This is a genomic window from Gracilinema caldarium (assembly GCF_029265695.1).
GTDB lineage: Bacteria > Spirochaetota > Spirochaetia > Treponematales > Breznakiellaceae > Gracilinema > Gracilinema caldarium_A.
Map to the genome: position 1 here is coordinate 21,549 of NZ_JAJUHW010000026.1, position 20,412 is coordinate 41,960.

The 20,412-nt window shown below is 50.0% G+C and carries 23 protein-coding genes and 1 tRNA gene; 5 read left to right on the top strand and 19 right to left on the bottom strand.

Annotated features, from left to right (window positions below; all coding sequences use genetic code 11):
• Nucleotides 1–6: 6 nt before the first annotated feature.
• The 19 genes from Q7P68_RS09340 to Q7P68_RS09430 all read right to left on the bottom strand — a co-directional run bounded on the left by Q7P68_RS09340 (nt 7) and on the right by Q7P68_RS09430 (nt 15,170).
• Nucleotides 7–80, bottom strand: a tRNA-Gly gene (locus Q7P68_RS09340).
• 74 nt (nt 81–154) lie between these two features.
• Nucleotides 155–439, bottom strand: a complete 285-nt coding sequence (yccX, locus tag Q7P68_RS09345; protein ID WP_304225024.1) for an acylphosphatase — start codon at nt 437–439, stop codon at nt 155–157.
• Between the two features lie 4 nt (nt 440–443).
• Nucleotides 444–809, bottom strand: a complete 366-nt coding sequence (locus tag Q7P68_RS09350; RefSeq protein ID WP_304225026.1) for a response regulator — start codon at nt 807–809, stop codon at nt 444–446.
• Nucleotides 802–1,425, bottom strand: a complete 624-nt coding sequence (locus tag Q7P68_RS09355) for a response regulator (RefSeq protein ID WP_304225028.1) — start codon at nt 1,423–1,425, stop codon at nt 802–804. Before Q7P68_RS09355 ends, Q7P68_RS09350 begins: the two co-directional genes overlap by 8 nt.
• 316 nt (nt 1,426–1,741) lie before the next feature.
• Nucleotides 1,742–2,389, bottom strand: a complete 648-nt coding sequence (locus Q7P68_RS09360; RefSeq protein ID WP_304225030.1) for a regulatory protein RecX — start codon at nt 2,387–2,389, stop codon at nt 1,742–1,744.
• A 15-nt stretch (nt 2,390–2,404) separates the two neighbouring features.
• A complete protein-coding gene (gene rpsI, locus Q7P68_RS09365) occupies nt 2,405–2,797 on the bottom strand; it encodes a 30S ribosomal protein S9 (protein WP_304225032.1) in 393 nt (130 codons plus the stop codon).
• 15 nt (nt 2,798–2,812) lie between these two features.
• Nucleotides 2,813–3,241, bottom strand: a complete 429-nt coding sequence (gene rplM, locus Q7P68_RS09370) for a 50S ribosomal protein L13 (RefSeq protein WP_304225033.1) — start codon at nt 3,239–3,241, stop codon at nt 2,813–2,815.
• 160 nt (nt 3,242–3,401) lie between these two features.
• Nucleotides 3,402–3,644 carry a hypothetical protein gene (locus tag Q7P68_RS09375; protein ID WP_304225035.1) on the bottom strand — a complete coding sequence of 81 codons (243 nt, stop codon included), beginning with the start codon at nt 3,642–3,644 and terminating at the stop codon, nt 3,402–3,404.
• 31 nt (nt 3,645–3,675) lie between these two features.
• Entirely contained in the window at nt 3,676–3,978 is a 303-nt protein-coding gene (locus Q7P68_RS09380) for a hypothetical protein (RefSeq protein WP_304225037.1), read from the bottom strand.
• 11 nt (nt 3,979–3,989) lie between these two features.
• The gene (locus Q7P68_RS09385; RefSeq protein ID WP_304225039.1) at nt 3,990–4,850 is read right to left on the bottom strand and encodes a hypothetical protein; all 861 of its coding nucleotides are present in this window, start codon (nt 4,848–4,850) and stop codon (nt 3,990–3,992) included.
• The gene (locus tag Q7P68_RS09390) at nt 4,840–7,086 is read right to left on the bottom strand and encodes an ATP-dependent helicase (protein WP_304225041.1); all 2,247 of its coding nucleotides are present in this window, start codon (nt 7,084–7,086) and stop codon (nt 4,840–4,842) included. Before Q7P68_RS09390 ends, Q7P68_RS09385 begins: the two co-directional genes overlap by 11 nt.
• An 11-nt stretch (nt 7,087–7,097) precedes the next feature.
• Nucleotides 7,098–8,462, bottom strand: a complete 1,365-nt coding sequence (rimO, locus tag Q7P68_RS09395) for a 30S ribosomal protein S12 methylthiotransferase RimO (protein ID WP_304225042.1) — start codon at nt 8,460–8,462, stop codon at nt 7,098–7,100.
• Nucleotides 8,462–9,640 (bottom strand): helix-turn-helix domain-containing protein, encoded by a 1,179-nt coding sequence (locus tag Q7P68_RS09400; RefSeq protein ID WP_304225044.1) that lies wholly within the window; start codon nt 9,638–9,640, stop codon nt 8,462–8,464. Before Q7P68_RS09400 ends, rimO begins: the two co-directional genes overlap by 1 nt.
• Nucleotides 9,641–9,654: 14 nt before the next feature.
• Nucleotides 9,655–10,344 (bottom strand): LolA family protein, encoded by a 690-nt coding sequence (locus tag Q7P68_RS09405; RefSeq protein ID WP_304225046.1) that lies wholly within the window; start codon nt 10,342–10,344, stop codon nt 9,655–9,657.
• A 93-nt stretch (nt 10,345–10,437) separates the two neighbouring features.
• Nucleotides 10,438–10,734, bottom strand: coding sequence for a YhbY family RNA-binding protein (locus tag Q7P68_RS09410; protein WP_304225047.1), 297 nt, complete (start codon nt 10,732–10,734; stop codon nt 10,438–10,440).
• A gap of 14 nt (nt 10,735–10,748) precedes the next feature.
• A complete protein-coding gene (locus tag Q7P68_RS09415) occupies nt 10,749–11,417 on the bottom strand; it encodes a thioredoxin domain-containing protein (RefSeq protein WP_304225049.1) in 669 nt (222 codons plus the stop codon).
• A gap of 31 nt (nt 11,418–11,448) precedes the next feature.
• A complete protein-coding gene (ftsH, locus tag Q7P68_RS09420) occupies nt 11,449–13,404 on the bottom strand; it encodes an ATP-dependent zinc metalloprotease FtsH (RefSeq protein WP_304225051.1) in 1,956 nt (651 codons plus the stop codon).
• 110 nt (nt 13,405–13,514) lie between these two features.
• Entirely contained in the window at nt 13,515–14,345 is an 831-nt protein-coding gene (locus tag Q7P68_RS09425; protein WP_304225053.1) for a mechanosensitive ion channel family protein, read from the bottom strand.
• Between the two features lie 9 nt (nt 14,346–14,354).
• On the bottom strand, nt 14,355–15,170 hold the full coding sequence (locus Q7P68_RS09430; protein ID WP_304225055.1) for a hypothetical protein: 816 nt from the start codon (nt 15,168–15,170) through the stop codon (nt 14,355–14,357).
• A gap of 116 nt (nt 15,171–15,286) precedes the next feature.
• Between Q7P68_RS09430 and Q7P68_RS09435 the strand changes: the two genes are divergently transcribed.
• The 5 genes from Q7P68_RS09435 to Q7P68_RS09455 all read left to right on the top strand — a co-directional run.
• Nucleotides 15,287–16,348, top strand: coding sequence for a UDP-glucose--hexose-1-phosphate uridylyltransferase (locus tag Q7P68_RS09435; protein ID WP_304225057.1), 1,062 nt, complete (start codon nt 15,287–15,289; stop codon nt 16,346–16,348).
• Nucleotides 16,345–17,670, top strand: a complete 1,326-nt coding sequence (locus Q7P68_RS09440) for a galactokinase (RefSeq protein WP_304225059.1) — start codon at nt 16,345–16,347, stop codon at nt 17,668–17,670. Before Q7P68_RS09435 ends, Q7P68_RS09440 begins: the two co-directional genes overlap by 4 nt.
• A 249-nt stretch (nt 17,671–17,919) precedes the next feature.
• Nucleotides 17,920–18,366, top strand: a complete 447-nt coding sequence (gene fliS, locus Q7P68_RS09445; RefSeq protein WP_304225061.1) for a flagellar export chaperone FliS — start codon at nt 17,920–17,922, stop codon at nt 18,364–18,366.
• Nucleotides 18,367–18,375: 9 nt separating this feature from the next.
• On the top strand, nt 18,376–18,870 hold the full coding sequence (gene flgN / locus Q7P68_RS09450; RefSeq protein WP_304225063.1) for a flagellar export chaperone FlgN: 495 nt from the start codon (nt 18,376–18,378) through the stop codon (nt 18,868–18,870).
• A partial coding sequence (locus Q7P68_RS09455) for a 5'-3' exonuclease H3TH domain-containing protein (protein WP_304225065.1) occupies nt 18,867–20,412 on the top strand: 1,546 nt, incomplete at its 3' end. The genes flgN and Q7P68_RS09455, both read left to right, overlap by 4 nt.

Sequence of the window (20,412 nt, forward strand, 5' to 3'; positions counted from 1 at the left end):
GCCCCCTGGAGCGGCCGACGGGAGTCGAACCCGCGTCACGAGCTTGGGAAGCTCGGGTAATACCGTTATACGACGGCCGCTCCAGGGGGCAGAATGTAGCAGCACTATACCTAAAAAACCATTTTTCTGTCAATACTGAGGCACTTTCAAAACTCTAAAAATCCCGTTCTATCGCAAAACGCCGAAAGGAGCCTTGTGGCATAACCTTTCGCACGTGTACACGCTCAACACGGGCACCAGGAGGTCCCTTATGCAGCCATTGCACAAATTGCTGTAATTGAGCGGGCTCCCCTTCTGCATAAAGCTCTACTGAGCCATCAGCGCAGTTTTTTACCCACCCTACTAGTCCAAACCGGCCAGCCTGAGCTTGAGCGGAATACCGAAATCCAACGCCTTGAACAATACCAAAAATCTGGCATTCAACCGCTTCAGAAGGCATAGAACTAGCCTCGCTGCTTTTTATCCCTTATTTCTGCAAGCATGGCAGCCATTTCGGCATAATCAAAGGGTTTGTACACCACCGGGTAAGTTATTTTAAAATCGGGCTTTAAGTAACCAGAGGTAATAATAACATCAAGGTTAGAACAAAAGGTATTTAAGAATCGGATCCAGTAATCACCGCCAAATATATCCATCCGGTAGTCCGATACAATGACATCAACCTTTGTATCCAATAGTATTTTAATAGCCCCAACTCCATCGGAGGATACGAGCACCGTAAAGCCCTTGGCTTTGAGATAATCCCTCAGGGACAGACGAATGTCATCATCATCTTCAACTAAAAGTACGATAAAATCAGAATTACTCATGGATACCTACAGAGATCTTGGATAAAAGATCCTTTACCGTATTGATAATCGATTCAAAATCGAGGGGTTTTCCAAAAAAGGCATCGGCCCCTTCGTCTAAAATTGCCCGCTTTTCTTCGGGAATATCCAGGCCTGTCATGGCGATGATAAAAGGCTTACCAAAGGCCGGATCTTCTTTAATTTTTTTGCACAATTTATGTCCATCAACCCCGGGGAGATCGATATCGAGGAAAATAAAACCGGGTCGAATGTCAGAAAGGGCCTTTCCCGCTTCGAAACCGTCATAGGCTTGGTGTACCGTGTAGTCTGGAAGCTTCTTTTCCAAGTATCTTCTTAATAAATCATTAAGATCCTTATCATCATCCACAATAAGAATGGCCTTCCATTCTACTTCATCCTGCATAAGTTCATTTAACTCATCAGGAATCCGCATACCCCGTTCTTCCAGAAAGGTTTTTAAATCCTCTGCATAAACCCTATATTGACCACCCGGGGTGGTAAAGGCCTTAAGATACCCATTGCGAATCCAATTAATTGCAGTCTGATTAACTACACCGCAGATATTGGCAACTTCAAGAGCGGAAAATATGCGGATTTTACGACCATTTTTTGCCATAACAGCTTCCTCGTTCGATTATTGCGGGCAGATTTATCGCTGCCGCTGCGCCTAATCGCGGATTTCAAGGTTGCTCTTACAAAAGCACTCCATTACATCCAATTGTGCCAATTTCAAAAGTCTATAACTACTCTTCAGGTTTTGAAATTGGCTTTGCGATTGCTTGCGGTTGCGTTGCAACCACTGCGCCTAATCGCGTATTTTAAAGAAGCTATTTTAAAACTACCTAAGTTTTAAAATAGCTTCAATTTCTAAATTATATCTATAAAATCCATATAGTCAATGTTATAGATATTAAATTTTACCATATTTTGTCCTATTTGTATATGTCTTTTTCTAGATACTGTCGAATAGCCTGTTGAGAAAAGCCTGCTTTTCGTAAGGTCTGCATGATTTCAAATCGATCCATACTGCCGAGGTCAAGGCGTTTTTTCTTTATATAACGGGGAATTGCCGTGGCTTCACAGTTGGCTGGATACAATTCATTTACCACAGAACTAGCGGTTCGGGCATCGAGGCCCCTTTTAACGAGCCCAGAAACAAGCTGCATGTTACTTTTAGTGCTGGATATACCAAGCTGGGTATGTATCCAGGCCTCTGCGAAACGGCGATCATTAATTAGGTCCAAGTCTGTAAGACGGTCAAGGACCCTGCGAACAACCGGTTCAGAATGACCTCGTTGTTCTAATTTTAGCATAAGCCCCTGATGGGATTGTTCTGCCCGGCCAATGAGTTGGAGGGCCTTTCGTTCAGCCCTGAGACATTCTGCAGAGCTCTCTAACGCCTGATATTCTTCTTCCGAAATCTCGATAGGGATGTTGGCAGACAAAGAGATCCAAGAGGCTATTTTAGATGCCAAGACTGCAGGTAAATAGCTGAGGCGTATAAAAAACAAAGAGCCGTCGGACAACCCAATTTTGAGTATATCCGAATCGGCTCCTGTCTTGACGGAAAGTACCGTCATGCTGCAAAAGTAAAATTAACGCTTGGAGAACTGGAAGCGCCGGCGAGCACCAGCCTGACCATACTTTTTGCGTTCGACCATTCTCGGATCCCGGGTAAGGTATCCATTAGCCCGCAATGCGGTATAGTTGGTATGATCGACCTGGCACAAAGCCCGGGCAAGACCATGCCGGCAGGCACCAGCCTGTCCGTTCGGGCCGCCGCCGTACACGTTGATCAGTATGTCGAACTTGTTTTCGCTCGAAGTAACCATAAGCGGCTGACGAACCATCATGGCGTGTTCGTTAAGGGTAAAATACTGGTTCAGTTCTTTGCCGTTAACCACAATTTTTCCGCTTCCGTCCCGAACAAAAACCCGGGCTACGGCAGTCTTTCTTCTTCCGGTTCCAATACCGAGATTCTTAATCACCTTGCTACCTCTCGCTTACAGTTCAATAACCTGCGGATTCTGGGCCGCATGGGGATGATTGGCACCCGCATAAACCTTTACATTCTTAAACAACTTCCGTCCCAGAGGACCCTTAGGAAGCATACCCTTTATTGCCAGCTCCAGCGGATCAGCGGGATGCTTTGCAATAAGACTTTCAAAGTTGGTGGACTTCATACCGCCCACATAACCGGTGTGACGGTAATACATCTTCTGAGTTGCCTTCCTGCCGGTTACGACGATCTTATCGGCATTGATAACAACCACATAATCACCAACTTCTTGATGAGGTGCATATATTGCTTTTTCTTTACCTCGGAGAATCGATGCAACCTTGGCAGCTACACGGCCAAGTACCTTGCCTTCCGCATCGATTACATACCATTTGCGTTCCGCCTCAGCGGGTTTTACGAACACAGTCTTCATATCATACCTTTAAAAAGGGTTTTCCAACCACGGATTTATAAGACTACCCAGCTTGGGCATCGTGCGGATAGTCCTGTATACGGGGCAATGTCGAATAATCCCATAATATGGAATCTATGTCAAGATAAGCAAAACCAAGCCGCGCTTCTATGAGTGTCTCTTACTTAGATTCTTCAGAGGAAGCGTTTTTAGCCTTTTCTTCAGCTTCTTCCTTTTTAGCCTCTATTTGGTCCTTAATATCCGCAATACCGATAAAAACAGCTAAAAGTCCAATGAGGACAGCCATGACGGGAACAGAACCGCGCAAAAATAAGAGTACATCCTGCCACCAATTCAAGCCCACAGGAATGACCGCCACTACAGCAAAGGCAATTGCGACAAGACCTACGATTAATGCTATCATACGGTAACCTCCAGCTTTTTAATCCGGCATCCTATCGGCGCCGTGTCTTTCTGATGATCATAATAAGGAACGCTATACTATAAAAGATTGTAGGCAGGTTTGGCAATATGATGGCCGCAACTGGTACGGAACCAATTTTTGGCTCAAAACCTTCGGTAATTCCCAGATTCTTTAAAATTGAATATACCGTCTCCGCATAGGCAGCAATGGTTCCAATAACCATAAGCATCCACGGAATATCCCGGATTTTAGACCACAGCATGATCGCAAAAAACGATGCCAGGGCACCCAAGAAAAGACGGCTCACGATAAAAATAAGCTGGCCCGTATCCATAGTTATAGTATCTATGCTTCACCGGCAAAAGACAAGAGCTTGCCGAGTTTTACATCGAGCCCCGGACTGAGCTGCCAGGGCAGTATCAGCGGATCCGACAAATCGGGAGGCAGCAGAAAGCCAGCTTCGAGGAACTGCAGAAAAAGCTGCTTGTAGGCATCGCCACCGAGATCCGGACGGAGAAACCAATAGAGGCCCGAGCCCTTCCAGATTGAAGACTTCTCAAGGGCCCTCATCGTTTTAGGCAGCTGAGGGAGCGCCAAGGTTTCTAAGGCCCTCTTAAGGTCGTACAGCGCCCGTTGGGCATATTCGGCGAGTACCGGCGAAACAAGTTCACTAGGCGGGAAATACGGGTCTGCAGAATCGGGGAGCAGAACCGCCGCAATTTCCTCTGGCCAGGCAACAGGGAGTAAGGGTACAATTATTTCTGTTTCATATTGATGAATAGCTAGACCCCAGGGCCGCCAGAGTACAAGCGGTGAGGACCGGTCAGCGGCTGGATTCCCAGAATTTGAAAAAAGCCAGGGATTGGCAGGATCGCCAATATCTTCTCGCCGTACCGGCTGCTTAAGCTCACAACCTATATGATGCAAAGCCCGATGTAAGCCCCGGTAAACCCGAACAGTTTTCCCCGGGAAAAGCGCACCGATGGCTTTTTCCAGGTGCCGCATCCCCGGGTGAGGGGCGGGCATCCACACCCCTCGAGAAAGGGTGTTTTTAAGACAGGTAAGCTCCTGGCTTTTACCGTGGCCTAATATGGCTCGCCCGCCCTGCTTCCAAAGATCAACGAGCCTGGTTCCACGATAGGTATATAAAAAGTCCCCCCGGGCCCTGCGAATTGGTTCGACTAACTTGAGCAGTTCATAGTCCATCCCGATCTATCCTCATAAAACGTTCACTTTGATACTTGCTTAAGAAACGGACCTGTTTTCCAGTTTCAAACCTGGCTTCGATAAGGGGGCCCTCAGGACCTTCCGAAATACCGACCACCTGTCCGTACCCATAATCGTCGTGAAAAAGGGCGGAACCGAGCTGCCAGCGGCCATCGCTGGAAGTGCGGGATACTCGGTCTCTGTTTCTGGCAAGCGAAGCGGATCTCGCGGCAGGGGTCCCTCCCAGAGGCTGCCTTTGAACAAAGGTTCGCGGGACTGTTCCCAGGGTTTTAACATACTCCAAAGGGACTTCTAATAAAAAACGGGAGGGCTGATTCATATTCGTTCGCCCGTACATTCGGCGCATGGCGCAAGTTGTTAGATAGAGTTCGTCCATGGCCCGGGTTACCCCCACATAAAAGAGCCGCCGTTCTTCTTCCAGGTCCTCATCTTCCTTATCTTCCCGGGGGAAAACACCCTGTTCCAGACCGGTAATGATAACCTTTCGGAATTCTAGGCCCTTAGTGTTGTGAACGGTGATCAGGGTCACTGCATCGCTTAAATCCTCGCCGCTTTCCATAGAACGGTCCAGTTCGATATGTTCAAGGAATTCGGCAAGCCCTTCTGCGGTAGAGGGATACAGGCTCGCTGCGTTGGCTAGTTCCTGAAGGTTAGAAAGCCGTTGGGTGCCGGCGATTTCATCCTCGGTGGCGTGGTATTCTGCAAGGCCGCTTGCTTCCATGAGATACACTATCAGGACAGAAAGGCCATCGCCGGCGCGCAGCCGATTGCCGGATACAGTATTTGATAGCGGCCGTGGCTGTTCTGGGGAGAGCAGCTGTGTTCCCTGTTCCAGTATGGATAAAAAGTTTTTTAAGCCAGTCTGAGCTTTTTTGGACAGTTCTGGCAGCACCAACTGGGAGGCAGCCACAAGATTTCCGCGCTGTAAAGCTGAGCCTCTGGCCGATTCTTGCAATATTTTATCTACGCTTGCCTCTCCAAGCCCCCGGCTTGGCTTATTAACAACCCGCTTAAAGGCAATCTCGTCCCGGGGATTAACCATAAAAGATAATAAGGCCAGAGCATCCTTAACCTCTTCCCGTTCGTAGAATTTTAAGGAACCAACGACTTTATAGGGAATATGCCGGCGTAAAAATTCGGTTTCAAAGGTCAGTGATTGGGCGTTGGTCCGATACAGGATGGCCCAATCGGCATAGGAGCCGCCTTGTTTTTGCATAGATTTTTGTATCAGTTCTGCACAAAACGAAGCTTCCGTCTCCTGGTCAGGCAGGAACACCAGGGTTGGCGGCTTGCCGTCTCCCCGTTCAGCCTGCAGCTTCTTTCCGAGTCGGCCCCGGTTATTGTCCACCACCGTGCCTGCCACAGCCAATATGGGCGCTGTAGAACGATAATTTCGTTCCAGCCGTATGATATCGGTGCCGGCAAAACGGTCGGGAAACTCTAAAATATTGCGGACCTCCGCTCCGCGGAACCGATAAATTGACTGGTCATCGTCCCCAACCACACAGAGATAAGTCTCTGGGGTAAAAAGCTCCTTAAGCAGCTCAAACTGGGCCACATTGGAATCCTGATATTCATCAACCAGAATGACCTGGAACCGTTCCTGAAACCTTTTTTTTACCTCCGGGAAAGTGCGGAGAATTTCCACCGGTTTTTTAATCAGGTCTCCAAAATCTACATTTCCAATTGAACGAAGTTTTGCTTCATACTGGCTATATAGTTTTCTGAACTGCGGCCGGTGATCTATAAGGTCAAGTTCTGGGTCTTCGGGGCTAAGAAAATAATCCTTTGCCCGAGCTATAAGATGGGCTGCCTTTGCGGCTTCTGATCTTGGTTTTTCGGGCATTAGGCTCGCAAGCAGGGTCACCGTATCATCATCATCGTAAATAACAAAGTTGCTTTCCAAACCAAGGAGGGATCCGTTCCGCCTCAGGAACCAGGCTCCAAATGAGTGGAAGGTCCGTATCATCGCATCGGCAGCCCGGCCATCGATGGCCTGGGCTCGTTCGGCCATTTCGCGGGCTGCCTTGTTGGTAAAGGTAACCGCGAGGATTGACCGGGGGTCAACGCCCCGTTCCCGCACAAGATAGGCAATCTTAGTGGTAATGACCCTGGTTTTTCCCGAGCCCGCACCGGCAAGGATAAGCAGGGGGTTTCCCCAATGCAACACAGACTGCCGTTGTTCAGGATTTAGGACGGAAAGGTAGTTTTCCATACAGAATCCTCTTACAGAGTATGTCGATACGCTGCGTCCAGGTCAAAACCTGCCCGTGAAAATATTTTAGCAAACACAATAGAACCGAGTTTCAGATCCGTATCAGAACTAAGCACCGTGGCCCCATCTACTTCTGGAGCCTGGCAGACCGTACGGCCCAGGTAGAGGCCCTCTTCATTTTCAATTCGCTCTTCCACAAGGACCGGCAGGGTTTTACCGACAAAGCGGTCCATTTTGGCCTCGGTTATCGGGATCTGGGCGGCCTCTATTCGTTGCTTCCGGGACTCGGCTACTTTTTTGGAGGGCCGCCCCTTCATGTCATAGGCAGGGGTGTTTTCTTCCCGTGAATAGGTAAACACACCAAGCCAATCAAGCTGGGCTTTCTGCTGGAAGTTCAAAAGAGTTTCCATATCTTCATCGGTTTCTCCGGGAAAACCGACCAAAAAGGTGGAACGTATAGTTGCCTCAGGCAGTGCATCTCGGATGGCCGCAAGCAAGGCAAAATAGGTTTCACTATCCCCCCGTCGGTTCATCAATCTGAGGATCTTCGCTGAAGCATGCTGGAAGGGAAGATCAAAATAAGGAAGGATGCGGGGGTCGCGCTGCATGAGGGGGAGAATGTTATAGGGGAAATGGTCTGGGTGAATGTACAGGAGCCGAATCCAAAAGTTCCCCGGAAGCTCTGAAAGGGCAGCTAAAAGTTCTGAAAGCCTGCAATGGCCTGCATCAAAGGATCCTGCGGCGCCATCTTTTCCATAGGAGCCAAGATCCTGACCAATAAGACAAAGTTCTTTCACACCCCGCTGAATAAGGCCAGAACATTCAGCCACGATCGAATCGATGCTCCGGCTCCGCAGGTTGCCCCGGATAAGGGGTATAGCGCAATAGGTGCAGCGGTTATCGCAGCCTTCGGTTATCTTTACATAGGCAGAACCAGGAAGAGAAAGCAGGGGACGGTCGTCGGAACAGCGGGCAAAATCGGTTTTGCCCGTGGGGTCCAAAGGAGGAACCAGGGCGGTATGGGCTGCGGCCATGGCCAGATCCGCTGCTTCAGTAATGCGGGACAAATCGGTGTTGCCAAAGAGGGCATCCGCTTCCTTTAGTTCCGCCGCAAGCTCTTCAGCATATCGCTGGGCTAGACAGCCGGCAAGCAGTATTCTTTTGCCTGGATAGAGCTGGCGGTACGAAAGGACCGCCTCTATCGATTCCTTTTTAGCGCTTTCTATAAAACCGCAAGAATTAACGATAATGAGATCCGCCGTATCCGAATCAGCGCTGGACTCCCAGCCGGCATGCTCCAGCACCGACATAATAACTTCACCGTCGACTTGATTTTTCGCACATCCGTGGGGGTCTAGATAAAACCGTCGCTTCATCAATCGAGCCGTACCGTGGTTAGTTTATAACGACCATCATCATCCTTGACCCATTTGAGATCCGTGACCACGACTTCGCCGGGAGATCCTATTTCTACATCCACGGTTTTCCCGCCGCCAATGACCTGGAATTTGACAGCGCTGGCGTTGGAGAGCCAGAGCCGTATGCCGTTCTGGGCTTGCACATTTAAAATATCGGCCTTCTGGAAATATCGTTCATCCCGGTCTTTCCGATCGCTTTCCCAGCGCAGGAGGCAATTGCCCTTAAAGGTAGCTTGCAGGGTAAAGGGATAGGGGTTGGGAGAAGACAGAAGAACCGGCGCATTGGCAGGGGCCGGATTTGCCGCAGTGGGCTCCGCAATTGGGGTAGCCACAGCGCCTGCAGCGCCCGCAGCGCCCGCAGCGCCCGCCGCACCCGCGGCGCTTGCAGGGCTTGCCGCAGCAGACTGCTCATTCGCCGCAGCGGTACCAGTGCTAGCAGCCGACGCAACTGCTGCTGCCTCCAAGGACATCCGCAACAAGACCCCCTTGTCGCTCTTATTTTTTACAAGGTCAGCTACAAATATTTTAACATCCGCGCGGCCGTCGGCATTGACATCCAGGGGAATTTCCTGACCAAGTTCTACCGAGCTTTCTCCTGCAGGACTAGTCAGAATAACCCGGTCGGTAATCTGGCTCACTTCTATCCTATATTTTTGAGCACCAAGCTGCACAATTGCCACATCTGATAGATAATAGCGTTTTTCCAGTGTTCCAGAGGAAAGCACATATTCTACAGGTTTACGTACATTCTGTTCCGTTGCGGTTACACCTGGCTTGGGTCTTAAAACAAAGAAGAGCACCACTCCAATAACTACCACCGCCGCGCCAGCTCCAGCAAACAGGAGCCAGCGATTTGTGGGCTTTGGATCCCGCAGCAATTGCTCCATGGGAACCGGCTGCTCCTGAATCTGAATTGCCTTGTACATGGCAACGAGTTCTTTAGTATCGAGCCCCAGGTAATCACCATAACTTCTCATAAAACCTAACAAGTAGGTATCTCCAGGGAATTGGGCAAAGTCTTCAGCTTCCAAAGCTTCCAGGTATTTTTTAGGAATGTTTGTATCTCTATATATTTGATCAAAGGTTATGCCCTTTGCTTCTCGAGCAGACCGTAATTTTTCTCCAATCGATTCCACAGACGCCTCCCCTATTATTCCGCATCCTTAAAAAGAAAATTATTATATACGTTTGCCGAAGCAGGAGAATCATAGGCGAAACGGGATTCGCCGATACCCTGGTTCAGTTTTATTTCCGTAAAATTAAAAACGATTAAGTCGCCGGCAAGGGTGGTTCCTTCGATGCGGCGAATCAATTTTGTTTCCGGATCGATGCTGAGTTTAAGTTCCCTAAAACCTTCCGAGACACTGCGGCGGGTAAGAGTAAGCTTTATCACCAGCTCCGCAGAGCCCTGATCCAGCGGTACCGGATCCGGCCCGATAGTGTATGCACTATTGTAGTTTTTGCGGAGCAATCCAAGTCCCTGGGCCGAAGCAAGGGCAGCCCCGGAGGCGCTGTTATTTTTGGAGGTTGTCTGGCTTAATACGGCCCGATATTCGGGGAGGTATACGGTCAGCGTGTCTCCATTATAAGCAATAACCTGTTCCTCAGGCTTTGTGAAATCTATTCTGACAAGATTGGGATTTTTATAAATGATGGTGCCGAACATATCGGTCTTTCCGGCGCTTACCACAATTTTGGCGCTGTAATCCTTGACTGTGCCATACACTTCAGCAACCAGAGACAAATATTTATCAGCTGTTAAAATTTCCTGACCATGGACGGCAAATACACTCACCAATCCCACAAATACCGCAAACACAAAGGTGGACACTCGTCTCACAGCTTGTACCTCGTTTGAATAATGTAGGCTTACATAGTATCCGTTAGGGCTTCAAAGCGCAAGAGACTAAAGGCAGGGCCTTGGTATCAGCGGCTATAAGGGCAGATTGATGGACTTTTTTTCAGGATCATCGGACTGTTTATAAAATATTGCCACATTACCGATAACCCGCACCAGTTCAGCACCGAGGGCTTCAGCAATATGCTCAGACAATGCGCGGCGGTCTTCTTTGGATGCAATAAATCTTAGTTTTACCAGCTCCCTATTCTGGAGTTCCGCCTCCACAGCTCGCACCACACCTTCGGAAAGGCCTTCTTTTCCAATCATAACGGTGGGCTGTAGGGTAGATGCAAGGCCGGAAAGATAGCTCCGTTGTTTGCTGTTTAACATGTATTCCTCCGGCCTTATTTATGACCGAAGAGGGCTTTTTCTGCAATAAGCTCGTCGGTAAAGGGCCAGGGGATTGTGATACTCGAATCAATAAATAGGCAAGGCAGCTGCCGTGCATCTGAACGATGCACCCAGTTGGGAAAATCTTCGACGATCCTGATTGAACCGATAATATGCTCCGTACCAAGACCAGCCTTTTCGGCCTTAATGATCCGCCAGAGGGCGGCAGCAGCTTCTATAGAGGTATTCTGATAGCGTGATACGAGGAGATCGATAGTAACCAGAGAACGCGAAGCCTGGCCTGCATGGTTCTGCATATAGGAAAGGAGTTCCGGTTTTGCTTCTGCCAGTGATCCGAGACCAGTTACTATATCCAGTAAAATATCAAAGCTGTAGACCAAAGGGAGCCCATATAGGCGCACCTCGGGGGCATCTTTGGTAGTCAGCACCAGGGCTGGAATCGTATCCAGTCTGAATTTTCGGAGCAAATCGCCGCTTTCTGTGGCATCGCTGATTTCTACGGAGACCCGGCTGGAAAGCTCAGCCAATTCCTCCGCCAGCTGCCTCACTTCTCGGGACAGGCTGTCTTCGAACCGATGGGTAAAAACATGGATACTGACGGACCGGCGGATCTGGCCTAAGCGGAGTTCCGCCTCCTTCCGGGCGGCTCTATTTAATACCATAGGTTAAGCATAGGACGAGCCGCCTTTTCCGTCAACTAGCCGACAAGAGGGCCTTGAATTCCTGTTCTTCCAAGGTTTCCTTTTCCAAAAGATGCTGGGAAATGGTTTCCAGCAAGGGCCTTTTTTCTGCAAGTAAGGTCTTCACCTTAAGGTAGCGCTCGTTTACTATCCGGGCAATTTCCTCATCTATATACTGCTGAGTCGACTCAGAATATTCCCGGTGCATGACCGGATCGGCGGCAGAAGGACCAAGCATGGAAGCTCCCCGCTGGGTCAGCGCCACATGACGGAACCGGGGACTCATACCATAGTCGGTAATCATCCTGCGGGCAATGTCGGTCGCCTTGGTAAGGTCATTGGCTGCTCCAGTAGAAATTTTACCGAACACCACATCCTCAGCAGCCCGGCCCCCAAGAAGCACATCAATTTTACCTAACAGTTCTTCTTCGGTCATCAGATACCGGTCTTCTACAGGCATCTGAAGGGTATAGCCAAGGGCCCCAAAACCGCGGGGGACAATAGAAATTTTCTGAACCGGATCGGAACCCTTTGTGAAGGCGGCCACCAACGCATGGCCCGTTTCGTGGTAGGCCACAATAGTCCGTTCCTCTTCATTAATAGCTCGGTTCTTTTTCTGGAGGCCCGCTACGGTTTTTTCAATGGCTTCATCAAAATCCTGCTGTTCAACCATTTTTCGACCGGCCCGCACCGCAAGCAGGGCGGCCTCGTTTACTATATTCGCTAAATCCGCACCGGCAAAGCCTGATGTTTTGCGGGCCACCTTGCTTAAATCCACTTCGGGAGAAAGCTTTACCGTCCGCGCATGGATTTTAAGAATCGCTTCCCGCCCTGCCAGGTCGGGCCGGTCCACCAATACCTGCCGGTCAAACCGTCCGGGCCGGAGCAGGGCCGGATCCAATACATCGGGCCGGTTGGTGGCCGCCAGTATTATGAGCCCGCTTGTGGCATCAAAGCCGTCCATTTCCACAAGGAGCTGGTTTAGGGTCTGCTCCCGCTCGTCATTGCCGCCGATAGCACCGGTGATACGGCTTTTGCCTATCGCATCAAGTTCATCAATAAAAATAATACAGGGAGCTTTTTCCCGGGCCTGCTTAAAGAGATCCCGCACCCGTGCAGCGCCCACGCCGACAAACATCTCCACAAAATCAGCGCCGCTCATCTTAAAGAAGGGAACCCCCGCTTCTCCGGCCACTGCCCGGGCAAGCAGGGTCTTGCCGGTCCCCGGAGGACCGACTAGAAGCACGCCCTTGGGTATTTTACCCCCAATTTCCGTATACTTCCGTGGGTTTTTCAGGAAGTCTACCACTTCGACCAGCTCTTCCTTGGCCTCGTCCACACCGGCCACATCAGAAAAGCGGGTAACTACGTCTCCTTCGGCTACAATGACCGCTCGGTTTTGGCCAATAGACAGGACGTTGTTTCCCATGTTGCCCATCCGGCGGATAAGAAGCCGCCAGATAAAGAAGAAAAACGCGAAGGGAAGAACCCAGCTAAAAATAAAATCCAGAACGGCGGTGCCTTCCTTAGAGACCGCATAGTAGCTGACCTTTTTTTCGTCCATCAATTTAATCAGTTCCGGATCGTAAATAGGCACAGTCCGGTATGCCGCTTCTGGCGGAGCATACTTTCTGGTAAGTAGATCCGGAGACTGTTTTTTTTCGCTGGTGTAGCCCGTGTAATAGTTAGAATCCAACTCTACCCGCTTAATTTCACCGGAGGCGATTTTTGCTTTAAACTCAGAAAAATCTATGGTTGGATTTACATTATTAAGGAATACATAATTAAAGAGGCTCATCAATACAATGAGCACGACCACATAACCTAAAGAAAAACGCCACTGCCAATTGCCAAAGGGGCTATTGCCCGGCACCGGATCGGGGCTGCCTCCGAAGGGGAAATTAAAGTTCTTTTTAGGGGACCCCTTTTTGGGCCGTCTCACCGTTTTGCGTTTCTGCTCATTATTCATTAATACAACACTCCTTGTATTAAAATACCTCTTTTTCCCTCCGGAGGCTATCTTGAATGATAAAAAACAGCTTTTACACGTTCTTAAGTACTGCAGTTATTACTCTTCCCTTATGCTATGGGCTGTTTCATATACACATCCAGCTTGGGATAGGGAATTTCAATTCCTTCCTGGACAAAACGACGGTGAATATCGATCATAATGGAGTTTTTTAAGTTGAGGAATTCAGATTTCTCGAACCATAAGCCGACCAAAATGTTGATACCAGAACTGTCAAATTTATCAAAGACGATAAGAGGTTCGGGATTATCCAGAACATAGGGATTTTTAGCAGCCACATCCAGCAAAATGGTGCGTACATGCTCTAAGTCAGCTGTATAGCCCACAGTTACCCATATATCGAGCCGCCGAATAGGAAAGCGGGTAATATTGGTCACGTTTGTTTTGATGAGCGTTTCGTTCGGTATACGAATATACCGGTTGTCGAAGGTTTGTATTTTTACAGAAAGAAAATCAATAGATTGAACCACACCACTCACATTTCCTACTTCAATAACATCTCCAACCAGAAATGGTTTTTCTGAAATTAAAAACAGGCCGGAAATGACATTAGATACCGAGGTTTGAGCCGCAAAACCGACCGCGATACCCGCAATACCTGCAGCGCCTAAAAGAGCGCTCAAGTCTACGCCCAGGGCATTAAAGAGGGTCATTACCGCGACGACATAGCCCGTATACCGGATAATCTTTTTAATCACAAAAACACGCTGTTCTGATACAGCGGAGGAAATCATTTTGCCAACAACCCTGCGCGTAATACTAAAAACCAGCAATACGAGAACAATAGCGATGCTGGTACCGAGAACCTTATTGTAAAAATCCGCCGAGGTAAATTGAGATAGAAAATGTAAAATATTAGAAAAAACAAGTTCCGTATTCATACATGGCTCCTACATGCCGGTAATAGATTTCAGAAAATTCATGCCCCGCCGGACTAACAGTTCACTCAAACCCGACCGGTTCCCCGTATGGACCTTTTTTCTATTACGATGAGCGCCTGAATCTACACTCATTCTCAAGCCCCCATCAGCGGTTGTATCGATCAGTACCGTATCACCGGTCAGGAAGCCATCCTGCTCATAAATGTTCATCAGGTCTGTATAGATAGCAAATCGTTTAAGATCCAGTTCGTTCTTGGAGACATTACGGACGATGATGTCGCAATGGATAAGGGATTTACATGCCGATGCAGCGGATTTTATATCAATCCCCGTATTGCCATCGGAACCTTCTTTGGTAGGGACTTCTCCCTTGCATTGGGGATCCAGCATCAGCGGCAAGGAAAGGCAGAGGTCTCCCGATGTCTTGTCCCCAAACCAGGTTGGCGAAAGATTAAAATGCTGTTTTTCCGCTAATACGGTTCCATCTTCCAACTCAAACCGGAGAAGTGGTGGTAGAGCTACAGAAAAACGAGCCTCTGCCCCTGGGAGCAGTTTAATTTCGTTCCGGACTGTAATAAGATACGGCCGGTTTGCATAATAGGGCCTGAGGGCTACTTTTTCACCTCTGCTGACCGCAAAAGACACCGGAGACTGTCCAGGGTGTTCCACCGGTTCAGGCCCTCCCGCGTCAGGGTTTAGATCAAGAAAGGATCCAGAAAGAAAGGCAAGCCGCCATTCTTCACCGTTCTTACGCAAAAAGGCGCGGCCCCCATCGAGCCGCCACTCATACCAGGTTATTTCCTGAGGTGCAAAATAATCCCACATGCTGTTAATTATAAAGAAAAATCAGTATTCTTGTCACTTGCGAAGTGATCTTCATTCCATCACAAATCTATGGTACCATCGAGGTACCTTTTCAAACCCTTTTAATGGAGCATATTATGATGCACTTAGCGGACTATCCACAACGTCGTTACAATCCCTTGGCAGGCGAATGGGTTTTGGTTTCGCCCCACCGTACAAAACGGCCCTGGCAGGGACAGGTAGAAAAACCAACCATTGATAAGCTGCCTGAATATGATGAAACCTGCTATCTATGCCCCGGAAACGAACGGGCCGGGGGCGTAAAAAATCCAAAATATGACGGAGTCTTTACTTTTCCCAACGATTTTGCCGCTCTGCTTCCCGAAGCTCCGCAAGAATCAATGAACGAAGCCAATGGCCTATTCCAAGCCGTAACAGAACGGGGCCGCTGCGAGGTACTTTGTTTTTCTCCTCGGCATGACCTGACCCTGCCCCGCATGGACCTTGCTTCGATAGAAAAGGTAGTCCGCGTATGGCAGGAAAAATATAAAACCCTCGGCTCGGATCCCCACATCTCCTATGTGCAAATATTTGAAAACCGCGGGTCCGTCATGGGCTGCTCCAACCCCCACCCCCACGGTCAGATCTGGGCTACCGAACACCTGCCTGACCTGCCTGCCAAAGAAGACAGCCGCCAGCGGCTTTACAAACAGGAGCATGGAAGCTGCCTCCTCTGCGATTATGTACAGCAAGAACTTAAAAAGAACGAACGGATTATCTTCCAGAATGATTCCTTTGTTGCCCTGGTTCCCTTCTGGGCTGTATGGCCCTATGAGGTCATGGTACTGCCTAAGCGGCATTTTGCATCCATTGACCAGATGACCGACAAGGAAGTCAGCGATTTTGCGGATGCCCTGAAACGGATGGGGACCCGCTTCGACAACCTATTCCTTACTTCCTTCCCCTACTCCATGGGCTTCCACCAGAAACCCACAAAACCAGTGCAGGACACCGAAGCGGATACAGCATGGCACTTCCATGTTCATTATTTCCCGCCCCTCCTGCGAAGCGCCACGGTGCGGAAATTCATGGTCGGCTTTGAACTGCTCGCCATGCCCCAGCGGGATATTACCCCCGAATCTGCCGCAGAACGGCTGCGCTCCCTTTCAGAAGTCCACTATATGGAGCAGCAGCAATGACAGGCCACGAACTGCTTCAGCGTCTTTCCAAAGCAAGCAGCCGGGACCGCCTTGCAGAACTGTACGGAGTATCCCAGGTTGATGAAGCCCAGCGGCGTTACCGAACATTGCTCGAAGCTACGCTGCAGGCCTTTCCCGAAACAGAAGGAAACATCCATGTATTTACCGCCGCCGGCCGAACCGAACTGGGGGGCAACCATACGGACCATAACCATGGAAAAGTACTTGCCGCATCTATTCAGCTCGATGCCCTGGCCTTTGTGAGCCCCCGACAGGACAACAAGGTTATTTTCAGGTCCACCGGCTACAGCGATGTGGTGGTAGATATCTCTGATACCGAACCAAAGGAGCAGGAAAAGGGCACGACAGAGGCCCTCGTCCGGGGAATTGCCGCAGAATTTAAAAACCGAGGGGTGCCAATCCGCGGATTTACCGCCAATGCGGCCTCCACGGTGCTGTCCGGCTCGGGCCTTTCGTCCTCCGCGGCAGTAGAGGTCCTCTTCGGCACCATATTTGACCGGCTCTACGGCGGCGGGAACCGCAGCGCCGTAGAAATTGCCCAAATCGGTCAGCGTGCCGAAAATGTTTACTTTGGCAAGCCCTGCGGGCTCATGGACCAGGTTGCCTGCGCCTCAGGAGGCGCAGTGGCCATCGACTTTAAGGATCCGGCCCGCCCGCTCGTAACCCAGGTTCCCTTTGACCCAGGCCTCTCTGGCTATGCCCTCTGTGTGGTCGATACGGGCGGGAGCCACGCTGACCTGACCGATGAATACGCTGCGGTTCCCGCCGAAATGAAGGCCGTGGCAGCCCACTTCGACAAAGCGGTCCTCCGTGATGTTGATAAAAAGGACTTTTATGGGGCCATACCCGCCCTGCGGCAAAAGGCCGGAGACCGAGCCGTACTGCGGGCCCTGCATTTTTTTGCTGAAAACGATCGGGTGGATGCCATGCTTCGGGCAGTACAGGCCCATCACGAAGCACAGAACACTTCTGAGCGGCAGCAGGCTATGGAAACCTTCCTCAGCCTTGTGAACGAGTCTGGCAATTCATCCTGGGAACTTTTGCAGAATGTTACTTCCGTAAAGTCCGTAGGGGAACAGGGCCCCGCCCTTGCGTTAGCCATGACCCGAGACTTTATACAGAGCCTGGGCCGCGGCGCATGCCGGGTGCACGGCGGCGGATTTGCCGGCACTATCCAAGTGTATATCCCGACAGAATCGGTCGGCCTGTACCGTGAGTGGATGGCCGGGACCTTCGGCGAGAAAGCAGTTACCCAGCTGCGCATTCGGCCCGTAGGGGCTGCAGAGCTTCATTTTGACTAACAAAGTACAATTGCTTGCGGTTGTGCGCGATTTCAATAAAACCGCATGCAATCGCTGATACTAATCGCGGTCCAACAAAGCAACTTTTTCGGCGGCTGAGATCAAAGCCGCTGGCTTTCGCGGCTCAAGCTCTTAAAAAAAGCATTTACTTCGGGTATTATAGGGTCGATACTAGAACTATCAGACCTTTGAAAGACAACAGAATACGCAAAGGCTTGAAGCACCGTGTATATTTGGAGGGGAAACGCTTTGGCTTATCCTAATGCACTATCTGCTTACCGAGAAACGAGGGTTCGCACCGCCAGCCAAGGACAGCTCATCATTATGCTCTATGATGAAGCAGTCAAACAGATGGATCACAGCATAGAACTTTTAACTCAAAATAAAAAGGGCAAACCCGATCCATCCCGGATCGAACCAATAAACAAAGCTCTGGTAAAAGCCCAGGAAATTATTACCGAATTGATGGTTTCTCTGGACTTTGAACAGGGCGGCGACATTGCCAAGAACCTGTTCTCCCTGTACACATGGTTTAACCGTGAACTGCTCGAGGCAAACCTAGCAAAAGACGTGGAACGCATTAAGGCTGTCCGCACCATGATGAACGAATTGCGGGGAGCATGGCAGGAAGTGGTCGCAAAAACCGCCGCAGAACACCGGGGAAATCCTTCTTCCGGAATCAACATCGCAGGGTGAGGTATACCGATGGCAAGCACCGAATCTGGACAGAAACAACTTACGTTAACAGAGGAGGAACTTGCCCATCGGGTTGCGGTTCTTAAACGGTTCCGGGAGTTATTGGTAGAACAACGGAACCGTTTCCAGGAATACCTGGTAGTCCTGGACAAGCAAAAGGAAGTCATCGAAAAGGGTGATACGGATGCCCTCCTTTCCCATGTTGAACTGGAAGAAAAGATCGTTTCCGATATTTTTGCAATACAGAAAGTAATAGACCCACTGGAAGACCTCTATAGGGCCAGCTATCCTGAGCGGGAAACAGAGGTCCCAAAACTAAAGGCGGCCCTGGAAGAGTTAAAGAACGAAGCTGTACAGCGATCCCAGCGGAACCGGAATCTCCTTTCAGAACGAATGGATAAGCTGCGCAGCGAAATTAAGACCCTCAGAAACAACCCGTTTGCCGCCCGGCGCTCCGTTTATGACAATTCCGGAGCCGCTTCGCTAGTTGACATTAAGGGATGAACAATCACAAATCGCCCATTTATCTCATTGACGCCTACGGACTCATATACCGGTTTTACTTTGCCTTTATAAGCCGGCCTCTGCGAAACAGCAGGGGAGAAAATGTATCTGCCCTATTCGGCTTTGCCCGGACCATGAGCAGTCTGCTCAATGACGGAGCCCCCCTGGCAGACACGGAGGGCAAAGTATGCCCCAATCGGGTAAAGCCCAGTCATCTTGCAGTAGCCTTTGACGCCCCGGGACCTACCTTCCGGCACGAAAAGTTCGAAGCCTACAAGGCGACACGGCAGAAAGCCCCTGATGATCTCCATGCCCAGGTTCCCCTGGTAAAGCAATTTCTGGAACTCCTTAACGTTCCGATCCTGCAGGTTCCCGGCTACGAAGCGGATGATATTATCGCCACCATAGCGGAACAGTGCCGCCGGGAAGGCAGAGCCTGCTACACTATTTCGTCTGACAAAGATTTGCTCCAGCTTGTTGGGAATGGGATTTATCAGCTCAGACCTGGAAAGAACAGTCTCCCCCAGGAGGGTATTTCCCTTGAACTCGTGGGACCTGACGAAGTTAAGGCCGAATGGGGTGTCCCGCCCGCAAAAGTGTTGGACATCCTTGCCCTCATAGGAGACAGCTCAGACAACATCCCCGGTGTTAAAGGAATTGGGGAAAAAACTGCGGAAAAACTCATGGCTCGCTATGGTTCGCTGGATGAAATTTACAAAAATATCGCCAGCATCGAAGGCTCTGTGGGGAAAAAACTTGCGGAAGGACGGGAAATGGCCTTTTTTTCCCGTTCACTCATAGAGCTGTGCAGTACTGTTCCTCTTCCCATCAATACACTGGAGGACCTTTCCCTGCATAAGCTGGATACCCGGTCAGCGGCCCGTTTCTTGTTAGACCAGGGTATACGGCAAGCAGCGCTCAGCCTGGATCCCAATGCAGCGGCTCACGGGGCGGCCAACACTGGCTCCGCTCTTTCGCAAGAAACAAGCACCATTACCGGGACCACTGCTGCCCCCCACAGCGGGAAGGCAGGCGCCGAAATGAGCGCTGAACTGAGCTCTGAAAATAGAGACAAGGGCGAGACTAAAGTAGAATCTCTCAATGCTCCTGAAATGAAAGCCCCTGGCCGTTACAAAACGGTACTCGAATTGTCAGAGCTGCGCCACATTCTGGACCAGGCCCGCAAGCAGAAGCTGCTGGCCCTCGATTTCGAAACCGATTCTCTTGAACCATGGGATGCCCGGGTGGTGGGCTTTTCCCTTGCCATCCAAGCAGGAACAGCCTGGTATGTTCCGGTCATGGCCCACCAGGGGATAGCCCCTCATATTGATGGCTCAGCGGCAAAACAAGCGCTGGAAGAAATCCTTTTAGATCCTGTCATGACCATCGTTGCCCATAATGCAAAGTACGATTATGCCGTATCCCGTCATTGGGGTATAGCGCCCTGGTCTGCACGCATCTGGGATACTATGGTAGCTGCCTGGATTCAGGATCCAGAACGGGGCAATTATGCCCTCGATTCGCTCATAGGATCCCACTTAG

Bases quoted from the DNA above. Each gene is read 5' to 3' on its own strand.
- yccX (WP_304225024.1), bottom strand. From the start codon at position 439: ATGCCTTCTGAAGCGGTTGAATGCCAGATTTTTGGTATTGTTCAAGGC.
- Q7P68_RS09350 (WP_304225026.1), bottom strand. From the start codon at position 809: ATGAGTAATTCTGATTTTATCGTACTTTTAGTTGAAGATGATGATGAC.
- Q7P68_RS09355 (WP_304225028.1), bottom strand. From the start codon at position 1,425: ATGGCAAAAAATGGTCGTAAAATCCGCATATTTTCCGCTCTTGAAGTT.
- Q7P68_RS09360 (WP_304225030.1), bottom strand. From the start codon at position 2,389: ATGACGGTACTTTCCGTCAAGACAGGAGCCGATTCGGATATACTCAAA.
- rplM (WP_304225033.1), bottom strand. From the start codon at position 3,241: ATGAAGACTGTGTTCGTAAAACCCGCTGAGGCGGAACGCAAATGGTAT.
- Q7P68_RS09375 (WP_304225035.1), bottom strand. From the start codon at position 3,644: ATGATAGCATTAATCGTAGGTCTTGTCGCAATTGCCTTTGCTGTAGTG.
- Q7P68_RS09380 (WP_304225037.1), bottom strand. From the start codon at position 3,978: ATGGATACGGGCCAGCTTATTTTTATCGTGAGCCGTCTTTTCTTGGGT.
- Q7P68_RS09385 (WP_304225039.1), bottom strand. From the start codon at position 4,850: ATGGACTATGAACTGCTCAAGTTAGTCGAACCAATTCGCAGGGCCCGG.
- Q7P68_RS09390 (WP_304225041.1), bottom strand. From the start codon at position 7,086: ATGGAAAACTACCTTTCCGTCCTAAATCCTGAACAACGGCAGTCTGTG.
- rimO (WP_304225042.1), bottom strand. From the start codon at position 8,462: ATGAAGCGACGGTTTTATCTAGACCCCCACGGATGTGCGAAAAATCAA.
- Q7P68_RS09410 (WP_304225047.1), bottom strand. From the start codon at position 10,734: ATGTTAAACAGCAAACAACGGAGCTATCTTTCCGGCCTTGCATCTACC.
- Q7P68_RS09415 (WP_304225049.1), bottom strand. From the start codon at position 11,417: ATGGTATTAAATAGAGCCGCCCGGAAGGAGGCGGAACTCCGCTTAGGC.
- ftsH (WP_304225051.1), bottom strand. From the start codon at position 13,404: ATGAATAATGAGCAGAAACGCAAAACGGTGAGACGGCCCAAAAAGGGG.
- Q7P68_RS09425 (WP_304225053.1), bottom strand. From the start codon at position 14,345: ATGAATACGGAACTTGTTTTTTCTAATATTTTACATTTTCTATCTCAA.
- Q7P68_RS09430 (WP_304225055.1), bottom strand. From the start codon at position 15,170: ATGTGGGATTATTTTGCACCTCAGGAAATAACCTGGTATGAGTGGCGG.
- Q7P68_RS09435 (WP_304225057.1), top strand. From the start codon at position 15,287: ATGATGCACTTAGCGGACTATCCACAACGTCGTTACAATCCCTTGGCA.
- Q7P68_RS09440 (WP_304225059.1), top strand. From the start codon at position 16,345: ATGACAGGCCACGAACTGCTTCAGCGTCTTTCCAAAGCAAGCAGCCGG.
- flgN (WP_304225063.1), top strand. From the start codon at position 18,376: ATGGCAAGCACCGAATCTGGACAGAAACAACTTACGTTAACAGAGGAG.